We start from the raw sequence: 17,639 nt of genomic DNA on the forward strand, positions 1-17,639 counted from the left end.
TATTAGGTGATCAGTGAACGACCCCACTAATATTACAGCGACAACAAACACAACACCAAAGTCATATGTCGACGTCAATTGCGACTGCAATACTATGTGGTCATTTGCCCAGCAGTTTAGCAATAAACGCTTATGCACGCTAAGTGGAGAACACAAGGGAAAACTGATTCGCAACTATTCCGTAAGAGCTAGACGAATAGCTGCCACCTATGCAAGATTTTACCTGGAAAATGAAGACGGCGGAAACAAAAAATATAAAGGGAGATATTATTGGATGGCACTAGGTGCTTTCGCCAGCAAGACAGTCGCATGTACGTTTGATGCGTGGCAGGTCAGAGGCATGACTCCTTTTGACAGTACAGTATGGGATGGGTTGGGGAAGGGGAATTTTTGGCTATTTTGCGACATTAGCGGCTGGCACTGGTATCACAACATGCATCGCATGACATTCGACCAATGCGCACCATCTAGAGACGCAAAAAAATATGTTGGTCCGGTAAAAGAGCAAATAAAAAATCTACCTTGGCAATCAGAGGCACTGCCGGTAATAAAAAATTTTTCACCGTCCAAGTACGTGTTGTCGGCTTTCAAGAAAGTGGCAGAGTACGAACGAGCTATGCCGAGAGAACGTCCAAGGATCCAGCTTGCCCATCTAATTGATATCGCAAACCATGAACAAGGCGTCATATTACAACCGCTAATTTATAAAAATCATTCATTCTCTAATCGGATAAAACTGCAGAGGGCATGGTATGCGAACTGGGCTAGCCCAACAGTTGAATTGATTTTTACTCACTTATGCTCAAGTAACGAGGCTAGCTTAAAATCCGTTGCTCCGGATGAAACAGAGTTAGAAAACTTGGCAAGCAGGATGAGTTGGATTTTATTAGCTGCGGAAAAATTTCATCAACTGATGTTAAACAAGCGGTCCTTTATGGAAGCAGAGTTGAAAATTATGGCAGATTGGAAAGACTTACCAGATACTCCTACCAATATGGAAATCATAAAAAACAAATCACGTGAACTTGGAAGGTTCGCAAAAGATTTGATTAAATAATGCGATATGAAACGTATAACTTTAGTTGCAATATTTTGCTTGGCACTCTGCAGCTGCGATAAAAAATTTACCGGAGAAAACATGGTTGATAAAAAAAATCTAATAACAGTTAAAATTAATCAACCGGGAGCAGATTTTAAAAATCAGTATCCGGGAATTGTAAGAGTTGAGCGACAACCTGCTGGCATTACATTTTATCAAATCAATTGGAAAGCAAACGCGAAGGGAATAGTCAAGCTAGATATGAATGACAGTAGTTTCGCGTTCGACAGAGTACTAGGGCTGATCGGAAGCGAAAACAATGAGGAAGAAAATTTGGGCATCTATCAGATAGTTATTACATCAAGCATTACTGATGCTGATAAAATTTCTCACGAGGATGCGAGAAAAGAATTCTTTTCAATACTCAAGCAAATAAAAAATTCAGGTTGGTCACCTATAATTCCTTTTACTGCCCCTCGATTAAGGGGGAGGGATATGCTGAACTATCTGTTAGAGTCCGGAAATCCAACAACGCTAGATGCAGATTATGAATTAAATATTGATGAATGGATGAAAATAGAAAACCTTACATCATGGGAATTTGAAAAAGGAAAAGTTTTTCTTGATGTGAGTTTTGTTAGAAGTGCAGCAGAATTAGAAGACCAAAAATCCATGACTTATATAGTACGATACTCAATTAAATCGGACGTTGCATATTTTAAAGAATTTATTGACCCCGGCGCGACTGATCCATGGAAATTACTGCTACCCGGCGAACTCAAAAACTCTGCTGAGCGCCGCAGACATCTAGAAAATTCGCTAGAAAAAACCGGTATAAAAATTGACAAGACATATACGAACCCAAAACCCCCAATAGTTTCTGGCGATGACTGATCTGTCTGTCTAACTATGAAAAATCTGGAATAAATGCTGGAGTATTTCCATTAATCGGAGAGGCCCTCGCTTGCATTGGAAATCAATCCTAATCTCATCTTGTTTGAATTATTACATGAGGGCATAGATGTCGATCATGATGCCACACTCACTTACAGGATAAAGACGCCTAACAGTGGACATAGAGATTTCTATATCTCAGTCTAGCATTCATTCGGGAGTGAAATTTGTTGCGTTTCTTGTGCTAATGGAAGGGCCAGCAGCATCAATTGGGCGACGCCGGTATCGACCGTGGTGTTCGCGGTTGGGCAATTTCAGTGGACGACACAGGCGGATTTACATATGACGGCGTACATAGTTGCCTCGGTGTCCGCGAATGCGACCGGGTTGTTGACGCATTATTGCTGGATTCAGGCGGTGGCGGCGAATGGGCCGGTATCGCTGCAGGCACATATGGACCAGCTAGAAATTCTGGCGGACGAGGCGTTGACCATAGTGTCGGTCAATGACGTTATCGAGATCAAGGCCGAAGAAAAAATCGTGCTGCATGCAGGGCAATAGTCAGAACATCCTTGATCTCTTATCGAATCTTTCGGGTTTGTGCGCGCTTGCGAGTTATCCGCAGCTGCACTGTTCGTTCGATGTGACAAAGGCCCTTGTCATGCGGCCGATCTGGACCCATTACCACGAAAGCGCCCTGGAATTTCTGCAGCGCGCATTGGCGGCTGAAGGCCTCAACTGCCGTTTCGAGCATGATCAGGGGCAACTGAAGAAACTCTGGAAACTATCTTAACTAATAAGTATATCTATTCTTAACTAGGAAGATTTGCATGTTGGCCAACTCAAAACTGGCCCAGTGAGTGTATCCAAAGAAAATATAACTGCAATTTCAAAAGATGCCGAATTAGTCAAACGTGGCTGGGCTGTCGAGCACATGTTAGAAAAAGGCGGATCAAATCCTTATCTGGAGGCGCTTGGAAAATCCGATATTGACTATGTGAAAAAACCTAAATTTTAAATTGAGAAAGTTATGATCACAACTGAAGATAGAGATAACTTTGAAAAATTTTTTATTTTGATGGATGATCAACTGGAAGCTGTGGAAAATGAGGCCAATAAGAGAGGTTCACCAATAGATCTCGTAATGGATTCGTTAGAGAACTTAGAGAAAACATTCTTAAGTGCAATCAATGATTGTACTGAAGAAGAAAAGAATGGGTGGATTGTAGCTTTTGCAAGGTACATTGGTGAAATAGTGAGAATCTGTTTTAATGGACAATGGCACTTATCATCTGATGATCCGAAAAACATCTACTACAATACGCCTGTGATTGTGAATCACACCCAAGTAGAGGGGCTTAAATTCTCTCCGATTTTCGCAATTCGCGCGTTATCTATTCGAAAACGGATAGGACTTCTGCGTCAAATTATTATGGCAGACGTAGCACCAGTTCCGCTCAACATCGAATATCTGCGCGAGGACTAATATTGCACGAGGTCAATGATCTGGGTAACGCGCTCAATTCATTCACGTTTGTTGCCAAAATATCAGGCATTGATTCGAACGCGACTGGCCCGAAGCCTAAAACGCTGAATGCAGCTAGTCGTAGATGCAACACGGCATCGTGTTCTTCGACAGCCAAGCCGCCCTGCCCGCTACGCCGGGCGGCGACACGTTGCGCTTTCATGGCGTGCGCGCCAGCGATACCGATGATGCAATCGACCGGTTCGCCGCGCAGCGACGCGTGGCGGCCAACGCCGTCTCCATCAGCAGCTGGGATCCGGCGCAGCTGATGGCGCCCGCAGCCGAGCAGTTGACCAGCCTGGATATCGGCGAGATGCCGTCGCTGTCGATTTACGATGGCAGCGCCGAGCGCCGTCATGACAACAAGGCCTTCGCCGACGCCCACAGCCGCGTCATGCTGCAGGCGCTGGAGCTGGACAACAAACAGTTCGAAGGCGCCGGCGCCGTACGCCGCATGGCAGCTGCACACGGTTTTACATTGACCCAGCACGACGGCTATGCCGACGGCGACAACAGCTTCAAGACACTGTGGGTCGAACACGAGGCGCGCAACAATCTGGAGCCAGCGCTGGGTGAGGCCTTGTCGCGGCTGACCGGGCTGGCCGAAGCGGGCGCGGCGACGCTGCTGCAGTTCTCCGATGAAGCACTCGAACCTGGCACCTACCGCAATCGGTTCGGGTGCGTGCGCGAAGCCGTTGCAATCGTGCCGCGCGCGGCGGCTGCACGCTTTGCGGGGGCGTCGCTCGGGCCGCAGACGGCCATCGTGGTCGGGTTGCCGGAAACGATCAATACGACCACGCGCGAGCACCAGGTGCGCATTCAGTTTGCCTGGCAGCGCGGGGTTGGCGCGATCTCGGGTGGGTTGACGCACGACACCGACGAAAAAGGCAATGCACCGGGCAACGATGCATCCGGTACCTGGGTGCGCGTGGCCGAGGCACTTGCCGGACCGAACTGGGGCTCGCAGTTCACGCCGCGCCTTGGTACCGAAGTGCTGGTCGATTTCATCGAAGGCGACATGGACCGGCCGCTGGTGGTCGCGCAGTTATATACCGGATCGGATACGCCACCCTTCTCGGCTGGCGTCGACACCGAGATCAATCATGCCGGGGTGATCTCCGGCATGCACAGCAATAACTTCGACGGCGGCGGTTTCAACCAGTGGGTGCTCGACGATACGAGCGGACAGTTGCGCACGCGGTTGGCGACCAGCAGCGCGGGCACGCAGCTCAATCTCGGGTATCTGGTGCAGCAGGCGGCCGGCTCGGCGCAGCGCGGCGCGTATCGTGGGACCGGGTTTGAATTGCGCACTGACGCTTGGGCTGTTGTTCGCGGCGGCGAAGGTGTGTTGATGTCGGCGACGGCACGCGCGCAGCAAGGCAGCAGTGTGACGTCGACGCAGCTGGATAGTAGTGAGGCGATCGGCTTGCTGCGTGGTGCGAGCGAGCTGGGGACCACACTGCTCAATGCGGCGACCGGGCAAAAGGCCCTGTCGAGCAAAGAAGCGTTGCAGGCGCAGGTTGAATTGATCGAGCATGTTGATCCGAAGCAGAAAGGCAAGTTTGCCGGCGGCGTGGGTGGGCAGGATGCGCTGAAGGCGGCGGCTGGTTCGCGTGATGCGGATGCTGCAGCGCCGGTGGAAAAATTTGGTGCGCCACTTGTGCTGATGGAAGCGCCGAGCAGCATCAATTGGGCGACGCCGGCATCGACCGTGATGTTTGCGGGTGGGCAGTTGCAATGGACGACGCAGGCGGATTTGCATATGGCGGCGGCGTACACGGTGGCCTCAGTGTCGGCGAATGCGACCGGGTTGTTTACGCATGATGGCGGGATTCAGGCGGTGGCGGCGAATGGGCCGGTGTCGTTGCAGGCGCATACCGATCAACTGGAGATTCTGGCGGATAAGGCTGTCACCATTGTGTCGGTCAATGATGTTATCGAGATTAAGGCCAGCGAGAAGATTGTGCTGCAGGCCGGGCAGTCGTCGGTAACGCTGGAGAGCGGAAATATTACGTTTGCTTGCCCGGGGAATTTTTCGGTTAAGGGGGGGCAGCATGTGTTTGATGGCGGTGGCAGCGTCGCGCGGGAGTTCCCTGCCCTGCCTGACACCAAGGTCAAATTTTTTAATGAAGCATTTGTCGTGAAAGACCCCAACGGCAACCCGATCTCAGATATTCCCTATCGAATCAAGAGTTCAGCGGGCGAAGTGTTTTCCTCAACCCTCAAAGACGGCTTATCGGAACGCGTATCGACAGAATCCAGTGAAAACATCGAATTCACCATAGATTGGTTCAAGGTTGTACCAGGCACGAATATGAAATAATGTAACGATCAAAAGGAGAAACAATGGACGGATCCAACAAAGTCCAGGCAACAACCAACACGGTTGCAAATTCGCGCAAGGAAATCCACTGCGACTGCAATCTGATGTGGTCCATCATTCAGCAGATGAGCACAAAGCGATTGTGTTCACAAAGTGGTCGCAATGAAGGCTCGATCATTCCCGCCTATAGCGACAGAGCGCGACGCATCGCCGCGACCTACGCGCGCTTCTATCTTGAGACAGAAGAATATGGGGACGTATCGAAGAAAGGCCGCTTCTACTGGATGGCCTTGGGCGCATTTGCGAGCAAGACAGTCGCATGTTCGTTAGATGATCCGCGAGTCATGATGATAGATACCGTTTTCAAAGGTTTGGCGAAAGGAAACCTCTGGTTATTCTACGATATCAGTGGATGGCATTGGTATTACACACGTTTTCGCGACAGCTTCGATCAGTGTGTTTCTTGCCGCGACGCATCAGCGTATATCAAGCCGGTCAAGGACCAAGTGGCCAATTACCCGTGGAAGGACGATGCTCTGCTGAAGATAAAAAACATGCATGAGCACGGCTATATCGTCAGCGGATTTGCTCTCGCAAAAAAAATTGAGGCTGAAGGACGCCCAACTCAGCGCGCAGCGCAACAGTTACTGCATCTGCTTGATATCGCACAACATGAGCAAGGTGTAATTCTCCAGCCGCTGATCTACGACGATCCAGATTTTTCTGCATGGGTTGGTCGCCAACGTGCTTGGTATGCGAATTGGGCAAGTCCAGATTTGGAATTGGTGTTTAATAGCGCTTGTGATACAAAGGAGGCGGAACTCAAATCTATAGCAAAAAATACGACAATTCTTGAAAGTTATATAAGCCGGATGGACTGGATCAATACTGCGGCCATTCAGTTTCACGATCTTATGCAAAATAAAACGGACTATATGGAAAATCAACTCAAAACTATTTCAGGATGGGTCGATTCCTCGCATGAACCATATCCTTACCGATATTATCAACCGATTTAACGCAGCATGAAAAATATCCTATTAATAACAGCGGCACTAGTATTGTTATCAGGCTGCCGAGAATCAAATGAGGAAGGGGTAACTATGGATTCAAGAGTTATTTTAAAAATTAACGAACCTGCGGCCGAATACGTTGAAAGAAACAAAGATCTAATCAAAATTGTAAATCGACCTCCCGGAGTAAAATTTTATACGGCGCGTTGGGACCAAAAAAAATCAGGCACTGCCATCTTTGAGCACAAGGATAATACGCTGTCTGTAGACAATGTAATTAGTATCACAGCTATGAATAATTCATCCCCGTCTGAAGAAGGATTGACAAAATTTCATATAAATTCTGGCCTCACACCAACAGACCTAATAGACCACGACCAAGCTCGAAAGGAATTTATATTAATCCTGAAGAATGTTCGAAAAACCGGCTGGAATATTTTCATTAATGAGGGAGATCCACGATTGCGCGGGAAGGCGATGTTGGATTTCGTCTTGTCCGAATCTCCCGTAAGCAGTATGGACGCAGACTATGAACCGACGTTTGCAGAGTGGATGAATATACCTAGCAATAGGCCATGGCATTTCTACGCAAATCACGTATACTTAACTATCTCATTCACTCGCGAACCGACATTACTCGATCCGCAAAAACCAGGCTCATATCTTATCTCGTACACGATTGAGAGCGAAAATGAACACTACCGTAGTTATGTAACACCGAAGCAGAAAGCGCAGTGGAAAAGCGCATTGCCATCACATTTGGAATATTTGCCTGAAATGCGTACAAAAAAAGAATCAGAGTTGCGTGCACGAGGCATAAAAATCGATGAAACCTATCAAGATCCTCCGATTCCTAACCTTACCGAATAGCTACGGAAAGCGACCAGCTGGCCGGCGAAAATTTCTTCATCCGTCTCAAAGACCTGCGCGAACGCGGCAGCGCGCACCTGCAGGCGCTCGTCTGGACGCAGAGCATCAGTACTGGATTGGGAATTTGTATCCTGCTTGCTCCCGCCATCCAAGCATGTAAGGCCGACAATGTTGTGAGCAAGCCCTCGACCGTCCATGCGAAACGGTTACCCGCTGAGAATATCCGGACAAATGGAGTGCTAGCCGGTGCCCACCAAATTTCCGACCGCAATGGAGAGCATATCTTAGTGCTTACTCGCAAGGCGAGCTCTTCGCTAGCTGCCCCACAGTCCGGTCGAATCGAGCGTATTGATTTGGTTGCCGCATACTACCTGCGTGTAACAAAGGCTCAATAGAAAGAAGAATGGGTAATTCGCGACGTAAGCGACTGCCCAGGTTTGGACGTCGATGGCGATTTCTTCATGCCCAATGTCACATTCACCGACCTGAACAAAGACGGGACTAGAGAGGTCACCGTACCATACCGGCTGCTGTGTGCTGGGGCAATCGAGCCTTCAACGATCAAATTCGTTCTGCGAGAGGGATAGACAAAACTGGCCATTCGAGGGGAGTCATTGGTGCAAATTCAACATCCGGGTGTCGCCCCTTTTGGAGGCGAGCACACGCATGACGCGCCACTGCTGAAGCCGGAAAGAGCCGCATATAAGCGACACTTGGATGCGGTCTGGAAGAAAGTATCTGTCGAAAAACGGGAATAACTCGCGCTATTACCTCCCTGCAGTTTTTCGACGACACGCTGGAGCCGGGCACGTACCGCAACCGCTTCGGCTGCGTGCGCGACACGGTCGCCATCGTCCCGCGCGCCAGTGCCGCGCGTTTTTCGGGGGCATCGCTCGGGCCGCAAACAGCGCTCGTCGTTGGACTGCCCGAGACCGTCATCACCACCGCGCGCGAGCACCAGGTGCGCATTCAGTTTGCTTGGCAGCGTGGGACAGGCGCGATTTCGGGCGGGTTGACGCACGACACCGACGAAAAAGGCAATGCACCGGGCAACGATGCATCCGGTACCTGGGTGCGCGTGGCCGAGGCACTTGCCGGACCGAACTGGGGCTCGCAGTTCACGCCGCGCCTTGGTACCGAAGTGCTGGTCGATTTCATTGAAGGCGACATGGACCGGCCGCTGGTTGTCGCGCAGTTGTATACCGGATCGGATACGCCGCCCTTCTCGGCTGGCGTCGACACCGGGATCAATCATGCCGGCGTGATTTCCGGCATGCACAGCAATAATTTCGACGGCGGCGGATTCAACCAGTGGGTGCTCGACGATACGAGCGGGCAGTTACGCACGCGTCTGGCGACCAGCAGCGCGGGGACGCAGCTCAATCTCGGGTATTTGGTGCAGCAGGCGGCCGGCTCGGCGCAGCGCGGCGCGTATCGCGGGACCGGGTTTGAATTGCGCACCGATGCGTGGGCGGTTGTTCGCGGCGGTGAAGGCGTGTTGATGTCGGCGACAGCGCGCGCGCAGCAAGGCAGCAGTGTGACGTCGACGCAGCTGGATAGTAATGAGGCGGTCAGCTTGCTGGGCGGCGCGGGCGAGCTCGGAACGACCCTGCTCGATGCGGCGAACGGGCAAAAGGCCCTGTCGAGCAAAGATGCGTTGCAGGCGCAGGTTGACTTGATCGAGCAAGTTGATCCGAAGCAGAAAGGCAAGTTCGCCGGCGGCGTTGGTGGGCAGGATGCGCTGAAGGCGGCGGCTGGTTCGCGTGATGCGGATGCGGATGCGGCGGTCGAAAAATTTGGTGCGCCTCTTGTGCTGATGGAAGCGCCGAGCAGCATCAATTGGGCGACGCCGGCATCGACCGTGGTGTTCGCGGGTGGGCAGTTGCAGTGGACGACGCAGGCGGATTTGCATATGGCGGCGGCGTACACGGTCGCCTCAGTGTCGGCGAATGCGACCGGGTTGTTTACGCATGATGGCGGGATTCAGGCGGTGGCGGCGAATGGGCCGGTGTCGCTGCAGGCGCATACGGATCAGCTGGAAATTCTCGCCGATAAGGCTGTCACGATTGTGTCGGTCAATGATGTTATTGAAATCAAGGCCAGTGAGAAGATTGTGCTGCAGGCGGGGCAGTCGTCGGTGACGCTGGAGGGCGGGAATATTACGTTTGCTTGCCCGGGCAATTTCAGCGTCAAAGGAGGGCAGCATGTTTTCCAGGGTGGCGGGAACGAAGCCGCGGCACTCTCGACTCTGCCCACCGGCAGCACCATTTGCGTCGAGTGCCTGAAGAATGCAGCAGCCAAGGCCAGCAGCTTCCTGGTCCGCTAACAAAAGCAATATATGGAACAGCCAACCAACACCTATACCTACGCCCTGCTCGATTGCTCTGCACATGAACACGCCCATCACGAACTGATCACCCGTTTTGCTGAAACTCAGTGGCGGTCGCTATTCGATGGCACGCCGGAAGCGCACTTGGTGTCAGCAGCACCAATTCTGATTGCGGCATCACGCGAACACACGTCTCTGCTCGAATGGCTCGAGAAGCTGGAACAGACGTCGCCAAGCGTCAGCTGGATCTCCAGCCTTTACGCCTTGCCGGCACTCGCGCCAATGCTTACGCGGCGCATGCAGTGTGAGATCAACGACGGCCAGAAAGTCGTGTTGCGGTTCTACGACCCACGTATTTTGCTCGGGCTGCCGTCGGCGCTCACCGCGCAGCAAAAGCGGTTTTTCTTTGCGCCAGTGCGCAGTTGGATTGCCTTGGAGCCGCGGCGACAAGAACGCTATGCAGTCGATATCGAACCGGCCAATGCATCCGACATCAGTCGTTACGCTTTCACGCCGATCAGTCTCACATTGGCACAACGCGATCAGCTTATGTACTTCGATAAGGAAAACCTGTACGACAGTATTGTTTCGCACTGGCGCGAAACCTGCCCCTCTGACATCGCAGGCATCAGGCCCAACATGTTGCGCGAAGTTGCCATCGCGGCAGTCGCGCGCGCGAACAGCTATGGCCTCACGGACGCCACCGCACAGCACCTGTTCGCCGGCCTGATGACGGTGTCACCATCCTTCGATGACAACCTCGACGTCAAGCGCTACCTCACTGCGAGTGACGTGCCCCCAGCGGAACGCTTGAGCATAATGATTCGCGAACTTCCCAGCGAAGCCTGGGAGCAGATCACGGCAAACAAGCGCATGGATGCGCTCTTTGAGCTACTCGCCGCGCAAGAAAGCAGGCTGGCATAATGGATCTGACAAGCATTGGCAAAAAACTGACCGACGCCACGACGGCGCTTGCAAAGGCCGACAAGGACCTTAAACTGGAAATGGCCGGTGCTGCTGCGGATGCGGCTGGCATTATCGATCCAAGCCCGGCCTCGGACATTGTTGGCGCCGGCATCTCGATTGCACGGGGTGACTATTGGGGTGCGGCGGTCAGCACGGCAAGCATGGTCCCGTACGTGGGCGACCTCCTCGCCAAGCCTGCAAAGGCAGCGCGTGCAACCAAGGCGATTGCCGGCCTCGAGAAGAAAGTGGCGGCGCTTACCAAAACGGTCACCGATCTGAAGAAGGCGAAAAAAGAAGCGGAGGCGGTGGAAGCGGCGGCAAAGGAGGTAAAACTTGCGAGAGAGGCAGATGGAGCCAAGGATGCGGCGATTAAGCAAGAAAAGTCCGCTGCGAAAAAAGAGAAAGACTGTGAAGATTGTGGGGCGTCGGAGACAAAAACCTCTAAGCAGGTTTCGTCGGGAATTGATTCTCTGGCAGCAAGATATGCACAGGCAAGAAATAGTGGAGAAGTATTCACTTGGGAAAGATTCGCGAATCAGGCTGGAGTCGATCCCTCTACGCTCAATAGGGCCACTCAGTCTGCTATTCGCAATCGTGCCAAGGAAATGGATCTCGTTCCAAAAGCATTGGTCGACGATAACGGCATAGCCGACTTTAGCCATTGGACCGCAGAAATTGTGGAGAAAGGCACCGGATTTTCTCGAGGAAAAAATATAAATTTACCGGAAACAACTACTATGCCTTACGGTCGACACTTTGACTGTTTGGACTCGTTATTTGAGAAGCCTGAAGGATATCTTTGGGATCATATGGCATCGGACGGACAGTTCCAAGCTGTTCAGCGCGGCGTACATGCAACAACTCCGCACAGGGGATTTGCTCTTTGGCTTGATAAGGTTGAATGACATGAATATTAAATACATATCAACATCATTCATTCCGAATTTTTCGGAACATGAAATGGATTCGATGAGGCGAATGTTGCGTTTAGACCTACCGAGCTTCGAATTCGACCCGGAATATACCCAACATATTAAGAATTTTCACGGTGGCAAACCGATTGACAAATTTTTTAAAACCGAGACCGGGAAGTGCCTCCCTATTGACCGATTTTTGAACTACGGGGATCTAGATTTATTACTAGAGCGCTGGCAAAAAGATCTGAACGGTAACGTCGTATTAGCCCTGATCTCTGACAGATTAAATATCTATTTGCTTCCGTTTGCTGCTGTAGCGAATGGAGATTTCCTGTGTTTTGACTATAAAAACGGAGTTCCTCCCACTGTCGTTCTCTGGGTACAAGAATTTTCCGAAGAAGATGATCCACATATTGAGCCGGTAGCTGAGACGTTTAATCAATTTATGTCTGGGCTGAAGCAAAACTACCAAGAGACATAAATTTTGGGCTGGAAGCGCTGGCTTCCATCGGACGGAATGATTTATGGATCAACAAAAGCCGCATGCTCGAGTTTGCCCGACGTCACGCGAACGACCCAAGATTAACGCAAGACCCATTTTTTGACGACAGCATCTCTGATGAAGATCTTGCTCCAAGTCTCGTGGCGCGAAACGCATTTACCACTCGACCGTGCCGCTGGATGTACGTCGAACAGATCCATGGTGCGCTGAAAAACTGAACTGAAGTAAAAAGCTGAAGAAATCTCAGCCAAGGTGCAAATACTGGACTGTATAGTTCTCGGCTTAAAATATTCGACCCATCAAACGAAAAACGCTGTTACATGACAACATTCTTCACTGGCTTTCTCTGCTCAACGCTTTCACTTGGCTGCCTTGCAACCGAGTTTCCTGCTTTGGGGTTGCTTGAACAAATTCCCGTGATGGGAGCAGACTACAAGGTGATAGCACGGCCCATCTATATCTTTACAAACAAGAAGTTAACTGCCCCTACCGTTTTTACTGGCATGGCCGGAACGGAACAGCCTTATATTCCAGTATGTTGCTATCAAGTCAGAAACCTGTCCCTTCTTGATCTCACGCGGGAAGTCAAAAAGTATCACCAGGATGAGGAGTTTGGTTCGCATATGAAGGGTATTCGGGGATATGCTTACCTATACGCAGCCGAACCTGTCCGCGACAAATCCAAATGGACATCAATCATGTCTGCTCTGATAAAAAAATCCTCGAACCCTGACGATGGGTCGCCTTTCAGTGTGCCGGTGTTAGCTGCAATGATCACTGCAGAAACAATTCCGCTAAAGATGGGAACACCTCCCAATCAAACAACGCTTCACACGCGATATGACAAGAAATCTGATCGCCTGATCTTTACCTTTCAGCAGGGGAAGCAAAAAATCGAGTTTTCGGAACCGACGGTTGCGCACTAGCTACCTGAAACAGGTTGCTTGCGATTTCCCGACTGTGATGTAAGCATCATGGAAATCGCGCTGATGGTTCTCCCAACGTGGAAAGCCGACGGTCCTCACTCCCCCGTGATCTTTGCATCCTTCACAAACTTGCCCCACGTCTGATATTCCTTGCTCGTATGCGCTGCCAATTCCTGCGGCGTCATATAGACCGCATACGCACCCTGCTCCTGCGCCTTGCGCTTGAATGCGTCGGTCGCCATGATTTTCTTGATTTCGCCAGTCAGCTTGTCCACGATCGGCTTGGGCGTGTTGGCGGGCGCGTACACGGCAAACCACGAGCTCACGTCCAGCTTCTCGTACCCTTTGATCGTCGCCGTCGTCGGCACGTTGGGCAGACTCGGCAGCGCAACGTTGCCGGTCACAGCAATGGCGCGCAGCTTGCCGGACCGGATGTGAGCCAGCAGCGGCGGCGCTGTTGTAAAGGTCATCTCGACGTTACCACCCAGCAGATCGGTAATCGCCGGACCCGTACCTTTGTACGGTACGTGAGCGATATTCGTGCCGCTCATCTGATTGAGCATTTCGCCCGTCACGTGCTGCAACGAGCCATTGCCGGACGACGCGTAATTGAGTTTGCCGGGGTGTGCCTTGGCATAGCTGACCAGCTCGGGCAACGTCTTGATTGGCAGATCAGGCCGCACAACGAACACTTGCGGCGCCACGATCAGGTTCGCAACAGGGGTGAAATCCTTGATCGGATCGAACCCGGCCTTGACCACGTGCGGCGTGATGACGTGAAAGCCCGAGTACTGCACCAGCAAGGTATAGCCGTCCGGCTTGGCCCGCTTGACGGCCGAGGCAGCGATCGCGCCCGCCCCGCCCGGCCGGTTCTCGACGACGACCGGTTTGCCCAATGCCTTGGACAGCGGATCGGAGATCATGCGCGCGGCCAGGTCGGTGGTGCCACCCGGCGCGGCCGAGACCATCAGGGTGATGGCGCGCGCTGGATAGTTATCCTGTGCGTGCGCGCCGATGCTGACAAGTGCTGCGCCGACGGCGAGCATACTGGCGCGCATGCGCAGGGAGTGGATCGATTTCATGGTGTCTCCTGAATTATTAGAATAGTTTTTTACAAACCGGCGATGGCCTGGGTTCAAGCTGGGCGCGCTTCTGCGCGTTCCCTGATCGCGTCGAAATCCCCGGGGGGCCGATGCAGATCGAGCCGCCGGCCCGCCTTGACGATCTGGCTCGGCGTCTCGTGCCCGATCAGTGCCGGCAGCCGTGTCGATGCGTCCAGCAAGCGGCGCAGATCGACACCCGTGTCGTAGCCCATCAATTGCAGCGCGTGCACCACCTCTTCGGTGCAGACATTGCCCGAGGCGCCGGGTGCATAGGGGCAGCCGCCAATGCCGCCAAGCGACGCGTCGAAGCGGTCGGCGCCCGCATCGATCCCGGCCAGCACATTGGCCAGCCCCATGCCGCGGGTATTGTGAAAGTGCAGGCTCAGTTCGGTATCCGGCCAGGCTGCGCGAAAACGCGCCGTCAGCGACGCGACCTGGCTCGGATACGCCATGCCGGTCGTGTCGCACAGGGTGATGCCGCCGGCGCCCGCCTCGTCGATGAAGCGCGCGCACCAGGCTAGCACCGTGTCTTCCGGCACGTCGCCTTCCATCGGGCAGCCGAACGAACACGACAGCGAGATATTGACGGTTAGCGCCGCTTGCCGCGCCAATGCGGCCACTTCGCACAAGCCCTGGAACGATTGCGCCTGCGTCATGCGCAGATTGGCCAGATTGTGCGTTTCGCTGGCCGACATCACCAGATTCAGTTCGTCGGTGCGGCTTTCGATTGCACGCTCGGCGCCACGCACGTTCGGCACCAGCGCGCTGTAGATCACGCCCGGCATCCGCTCGATGCCAAGCATCACCTGCTGCGCATCGGCCAGCGCCGGAATCGCTTTGGGCGAAACAAAGGCGGTCACTTCGATCTTGGCCATGCCGGCCCGCGACAGGCTGTTGACCAAGGCGATCTTGTCGGCGGTCGGCACGAACACCGACTCGGCCTGCAAGCCATCGCGCGTGCCGACTTCCTGCATGTGGATGCGGCGGCCAGCGCCGTTCCACCGGTTCATGCGACCACTCCCTTGTCGCGCAAGGCGGCGATGTCCGGCTCACTCAAGCCCAGTTCGCGCAGCACGCCATCGGTATCGTCGCCAAGACCAGGGGCGGAGGTGCGTACGCTGCCCGGGGTGCCCAGCAACTTGGGAACGACGCCCGGCACCTCGAGGTCGTAACCGTCGCGCGTGGACTGGGCCAGGATCATGTCGCGCGCCCGGTAATGGGGATCCTCCGCGATGTCTTTGGCCGTATAGACCTTGCCGGCCGGGACGCGGGCGCCGCCCAGCAAGTCGAGGACCTCGGTGATCGGGCGCGTTGCCGTCCAGACGCTGATGGCGGCGTCGATTTCGGCCACGCGCACGACGCGGCCGGCATTGTCGGCCAGCGCCGGGTCGTGGGCCAGGTCGTCGCGTCCGATCACGGCCATCAGGCGCTTGAAGATGCTGTCGCCGTTGCCAGCGATGAGCACGTAGCCATCGTTGCAGCGGTAGGCGTTGGAAGGCGCGATACCGGGCAGCGCGCTGCCGGCGGCTTCGCGCACGGCGCCAAAGGCGCTGTATTCGGGCAGCAGGCTTTCCATCACATTGAACACCGCTTCGTGCAGAGCGACGTCGATCACCTGGCCCTTGCCGCCATTGACCTTGCGGTGGTACAGCGCGGTCAGTACGCCAATCGTGCCGTGCAGCGCGGCCAGCGTATCGCCAATGGACACGCCGCAGCGCACCGGCACGCGGTCGGGTTCGCCCGTCAGGTGGCGCAGGCCACCCATCGCTTCGCCGATGGCGCCGAAGCCTGGCAGGTCGCGGTACGGACCGGTCTGGCCGTAACCCGAGATGCGCAGCATCACAAGGCCCGGATTGATGGCGGATAACGCATCCCAACCCATGCCCCAGCCTTCGAGCGTGCCGGGGCGGAAGTTCTCGATCAGCACATCGGCCTCGGCGATCAGTTTGCGGGCGATGTCCTGGCCTTCGGCGCTTCGCAGGTCGAGCGCGATCGAGCGTTTGTTACGCGACTGCACCTGCCACCAGACCGACGTGCCTTCCTTGATCATGCGCCAGTTGCGCAGCGGATCGCCACTGCCGGGCGCCTCGATCTTGATGACATCGGCGCCGAATTCGCCCAGGGTCTTGCCGGCGAACGGGCCGGCAATCAGTTGGCCCATTTCGATGACGCGCACGCCGCGCAGGGCGCCGTCGGGAATGCTGCTGTTGAGGTTCATGCTGGTCTCGTCGATGGTTGTAGCTTGTCGACCCAGCATAGAGACAACGGGCCCTGCCCGTCCAACCGTTTCTTTTCAACGAGCCTTCGTCAACCGCGAACGCTCTTCGGCGGCCCCGAGATGCGCCAGCAGTGCCCGTGTCACCGGCGACAAGCCCTTTTCTTCCCGGACAACGATGCGCAGCTCGCGCTCGGCCCACGGCTCGTCGATCTCGACAGCTACCAGCCCCAGCGGCTGGCCGATGGCGGTGAAGACTTCGTGGGGAATCACGCCCAGGCCCATGCCCACCTGCGCCATGCGGCACACGGCGTCGAAGCCGGGCACGTGGATGCGGGTTTTCAATGGCCGGCCGGAGGCGCGCGACGCCAGGTGCGTGCGCTTGTTGATCGAACTGTCCGCGTGCAGGCCGACGTGATCGAAGTCGAGCGTCTCGGCGAACGGCACGCGGCCACGCCCGGCCAGCGCATGGTCGTGGCGCATGACGAGCACAATGCGGTCGCGCCGGTACAACCGGCTGTGCAGCTCGCGGGTATCGGTGTCGCCCGAGCAGATGCCGATCTCGGCAAAGCCATCTTCGACGCCCTTGACGACATCGCCGCTGGGACGTTCTTCCAGGTCGAGCCGGATCTGCTCGTGCAGGTTCAGGAACGCGCGCAGATCCTCCGGCAAGAATTCCACGATGGCCGACAGGTTCGCCACCATGCGCACGTAGCCGCGCAAGCCCTGGGCGTGCTCGGCCAGTTCCTGGCCAATCTTGTCGACGCTGAGCAGGATGCGGCGCGCATGGGTCAGCAGCGATTCACCGGCCGGTGTCAAGGTCATGCCGCGCGCGGTGCGCACCATCAGCGCCACGCCCAGCGCCCCCTCCATGTCGGCCAGCCGCTTGCTGGCGGCCGAGACGGCAATGGCTTCGCGCTCGGCGGCGCGGGTGAGTGAACCTTCTTCGTGGATTGCCAGGAAAAGCTGCAGGCTGGTGAGGTCCAGCCTTCTGAGGATATTGTTCAGTGCCATCGA

General features: G+C 54.4%; 18 protein-coding genes and 1 pseudogene. 15 read left to right on the plus strand and 4 right to left on the minus strand.

Annotated features, from left to right (window positions below; all coding sequences use genetic code 11):
• Nucleotides 1-13 precede the first annotated feature (13 nt).
• The 15 genes and pseudogenes from AC56LY_RS11210 to AC56LY_RS11280 all read left to right on the plus strand — a co-directional run bounded on the left by AC56LY_RS11210 (nt 14) and on the right by AC56LY_RS11280 (nt 13,304).
• Nucleotides 14-1,057: a DUF2515 family protein gene (locus tag AC56LY_RS11210; RefSeq protein WP_499579335.1), complete on the plus strand. Its 1,044-nt coding sequence runs from the start codon at nt 14-16 to the stop codon at nt 1,055-1,057.
• A gap of 81 nt (nt 1,058-1,138) precedes the next feature.
• The gene (locus tag AC56LY_RS11215; RefSeq protein WP_499579337.1) at nt 1,139-1,933 is read left to right on the plus strand and encodes a hypothetical protein; all 795 of its coding nucleotides are present in this window, start codon (nt 1,139-1,141) and stop codon (nt 1,931-1,933) included.
• A 294-nt stretch (nt 1,934-2,227) separates the two neighbouring features.
• Nucleotides 2,228-2,494 carry a DUF2345 domain-containing protein gene (locus AC56LY_RS11220; protein ID WP_499582028.1) on the plus strand — a complete coding sequence of 89 codons (267 nt, stop codon included), beginning with the start codon at nt 2,228-2,230 and terminating at the stop codon, nt 2,492-2,494.
• A complete protein-coding gene (locus AC56LY_RS11225; protein ID WP_499579339.1) occupies nt 2,481-2,726 on the plus strand; it encodes a hypothetical protein in 246 nt (81 codons plus the stop codon). The genes AC56LY_RS11220 and AC56LY_RS11225 overlap by 14 nt, the downstream gene beginning before the upstream one ends.
• A gap of 63 nt (nt 2,727-2,789) precedes the next feature.
• Entirely contained in the window at nt 2,790-2,951 is a 162-nt protein-coding gene (locus tag AC56LY_RS11230; protein ID WP_499579340.1) for a hypothetical protein, read from the plus strand.
• A 12-nt stretch (nt 2,952-2,963) separates the two neighbouring features.
• Nucleotides 2,964-3,419 carry a hypothetical protein gene (locus AC56LY_RS11235; protein ID WP_499579342.1) on the plus strand — a complete coding sequence of 152 codons (456 nt, stop codon included), beginning with the start codon at nt 2,964-2,966 and terminating at the stop codon, nt 3,417-3,419.
• 124 nt (nt 3,420-3,543) lie between these two features.
• A complete protein-coding gene (locus tag AC56LY_RS11240) occupies nt 3,544-5,781 on the plus strand; it encodes a DUF2345 domain-containing protein (RefSeq protein ID WP_499579344.1) in 2,238 nt (745 codons plus the stop codon).
• A gap of 23 nt (nt 5,782-5,804) precedes the next feature.
• Nucleotides 5,805-6,800, plus strand: coding sequence for a DUF2515 family protein (locus tag AC56LY_RS11245; RefSeq protein ID WP_499579345.1), 996 nt, complete (start codon nt 5,805-5,807; stop codon nt 6,798-6,800).
• A 6-nt stretch (nt 6,801-6,806) separates the two neighbouring features.
• A complete protein-coding gene (locus tag AC56LY_RS11250) occupies nt 6,807-7,664 on the plus strand; it encodes a hypothetical protein (protein WP_499579349.1) in 858 nt (285 codons plus the stop codon).
• A 407-nt stretch (nt 7,665-8,071) separates the two neighbouring features.
• Nucleotides 8,072-8,251: pseudogene (locus AC56LY_RS11255) on the plus strand (hypothetical protein); the annotation flags it as partial.
• A 245-nt stretch (nt 8,252-8,496) separates the two neighbouring features.
• Nucleotides 8,497-9,990, plus strand: coding sequence for a DUF2345 domain-containing protein (locus tag AC56LY_RS11260; RefSeq protein WP_499579352.1), 1,494 nt, complete (start codon nt 8,497-8,499; stop codon nt 9,988-9,990).
• Between the two features lie 12 nt (nt 9,991-10,002).
• Nucleotides 10,003-10,917, plus strand: a complete 915-nt coding sequence (locus AC56LY_RS11265) for a DUF4123 domain-containing protein (protein WP_499579354.1) — start codon at nt 10,003-10,005, stop codon at nt 10,915-10,917.
• Nucleotides 10,917-11,864: an HNH endonuclease gene (locus tag AC56LY_RS11270; protein WP_499579356.1), complete on the plus strand. Its 948-nt coding sequence runs from the start codon at nt 10,917-10,919 to the stop codon at nt 11,862-11,864. The genes AC56LY_RS11265 and AC56LY_RS11270 overlap by 1 nt, the downstream gene beginning before the upstream one ends.
• 1 nt (nt 11,865) lies before the next feature.
• Nucleotides 11,866-12,357, plus strand: a complete 492-nt coding sequence (locus AC56LY_RS11275) for an SMI1/KNR4 family protein (protein WP_499579360.1) — start codon at nt 11,866-11,868, stop codon at nt 12,355-12,357.
• Between the two features lie 341 nt (nt 12,358-12,698).
• A complete protein-coding gene (locus AC56LY_RS11280) occupies nt 12,699-13,304 on the plus strand; it encodes a hypothetical protein (RefSeq protein ID WP_499579363.1) in 606 nt (201 codons plus the stop codon).
• A 95-nt stretch (nt 13,305-13,399) separates the two neighbouring features.
• Here the strand turns inward: AC56LY_RS11280 and AC56LY_RS11285 are convergent, their stop codons facing one another.
• From AC56LY_RS11285 to AC56LY_RS11300, 4 genes are all read right to left on the minus strand, one after another.
• The gene (locus AC56LY_RS11285; protein WP_499570578.1) at nt 13,400-14,386 is read right to left on the minus strand and encodes a Bug family tripartite tricarboxylate transporter substrate binding protein; all 987 of its coding nucleotides are present in this window, start codon (nt 14,384-14,386) and stop codon (nt 13,400-13,402) included.
• Between the two features lie 53 nt (nt 14,387-14,439).
• Entirely contained in the window at nt 14,440-15,417 is a 978-nt protein-coding gene (locus AC56LY_RS11290; RefSeq protein WP_499579365.1) for a hydroxymethylglutaryl-CoA lyase, read from the minus strand.
• Nucleotides 15,414-16,625, minus strand: coding sequence for a CaiB/BaiF CoA transferase family protein (locus AC56LY_RS11295; protein ID WP_499579368.1), 1,212 nt, complete (start codon nt 16,623-16,625; stop codon nt 15,414-15,416). The genes AC56LY_RS11290 and AC56LY_RS11295 overlap by 4 nt, the downstream gene beginning before the upstream one ends.
• Before the next feature lie 75 nt (nt 16,626-16,700).
• The gene (locus AC56LY_RS11300; RefSeq protein ID WP_499579370.1) at nt 16,701-17,636 is read right to left on the minus strand and encodes a LysR family transcriptional regulator; all 936 of its coding nucleotides are present in this window, start codon (nt 17,634-17,636) and stop codon (nt 16,701-16,703) included.
• Nucleotides 17,637-17,639: the final 3 nt, after the last annotated feature.

This window comes from Telluria sp. ZT3P25, assembly GCF_059685895.1.

Bases quoted from the DNA above. Each gene is read 5' to 3' on its own strand.
- AC56LY_RS11215 (WP_499579337.1), top strand. From the start codon at position 1,139: ATGGTTGATAAAAAAAATCTAATAACAGTTAAAATTAATCAACCGGGA.
- AC56LY_RS11225 (WP_499579339.1), top strand. From the start codon at position 2,481: ATGCAGGGCAATAGTCAGAACATCCTTGATCTCTTATCGAATCTTTCG.
- AC56LY_RS11235 (WP_499579342.1), top strand. From the start codon at position 2,964: ATGATCACAACTGAAGATAGAGATAACTTTGAAAAATTTTTTATTTTG.
- AC56LY_RS11240 (WP_499579344.1), top strand. From the start codon at position 3,544: ATGCAACACGGCATCGTGTTCTTCGACAGCCAAGCCGCCCTGCCCGCT.
- AC56LY_RS11245 (WP_499579345.1), top strand. From the start codon at position 5,805: ATGGACGGATCCAACAAAGTCCAGGCAACAACCAACACGGTTGCAAAT.
- AC56LY_RS11250 (WP_499579349.1), top strand. From the start codon at position 6,807: ATGAAAAATATCCTATTAATAACAGCGGCACTAGTATTGTTATCAGGC.
- AC56LY_RS11265 (WP_499579354.1), top strand. From the start codon at position 10,003: ATGGAACAGCCAACCAACACCTATACCTACGCCCTGCTCGATTGCTCT.
- AC56LY_RS11270 (WP_499579356.1), top strand. From the start codon at position 10,917: ATGGATCTGACAAGCATTGGCAAAAAACTGACCGACGCCACGACGGCG.
- AC56LY_RS11275 (WP_499579360.1), top strand. From the start codon at position 11,866: ATGAATATTAAATACATATCAACATCATTCATTCCGAATTTTTCGGAA.
- AC56LY_RS11280 (WP_499579363.1), top strand. From the start codon at position 12,699: ATGACAACATTCTTCACTGGCTTTCTCTGCTCAACGCTTTCACTTGGC.
- AC56LY_RS11285 (WP_499570578.1), bottom strand. From the start codon at position 14,386: ATGAAATCGATCCACTCCCTGCGCATGCGCGCCAGTATGCTCGCCGTC.
- AC56LY_RS11290 (WP_499579365.1), bottom strand. From the start codon at position 15,417: ATGAACCGGTGGAACGGCGCTGGCCGCCGCATCCACATGCAGGAAGTC.
- AC56LY_RS11295 (WP_499579368.1), bottom strand. From the start codon at position 16,625: ATGAACCTCAACAGCAGCATTCCCGACGGCGCCCTGCGCGGCGTGCGC.
- AC56LY_RS11300 (WP_499579370.1), bottom strand. From the start codon at position 17,636: ATGGCACTGAACAATATCCTCAGAAGGCTGGACCTCACCAGCCTGCAG.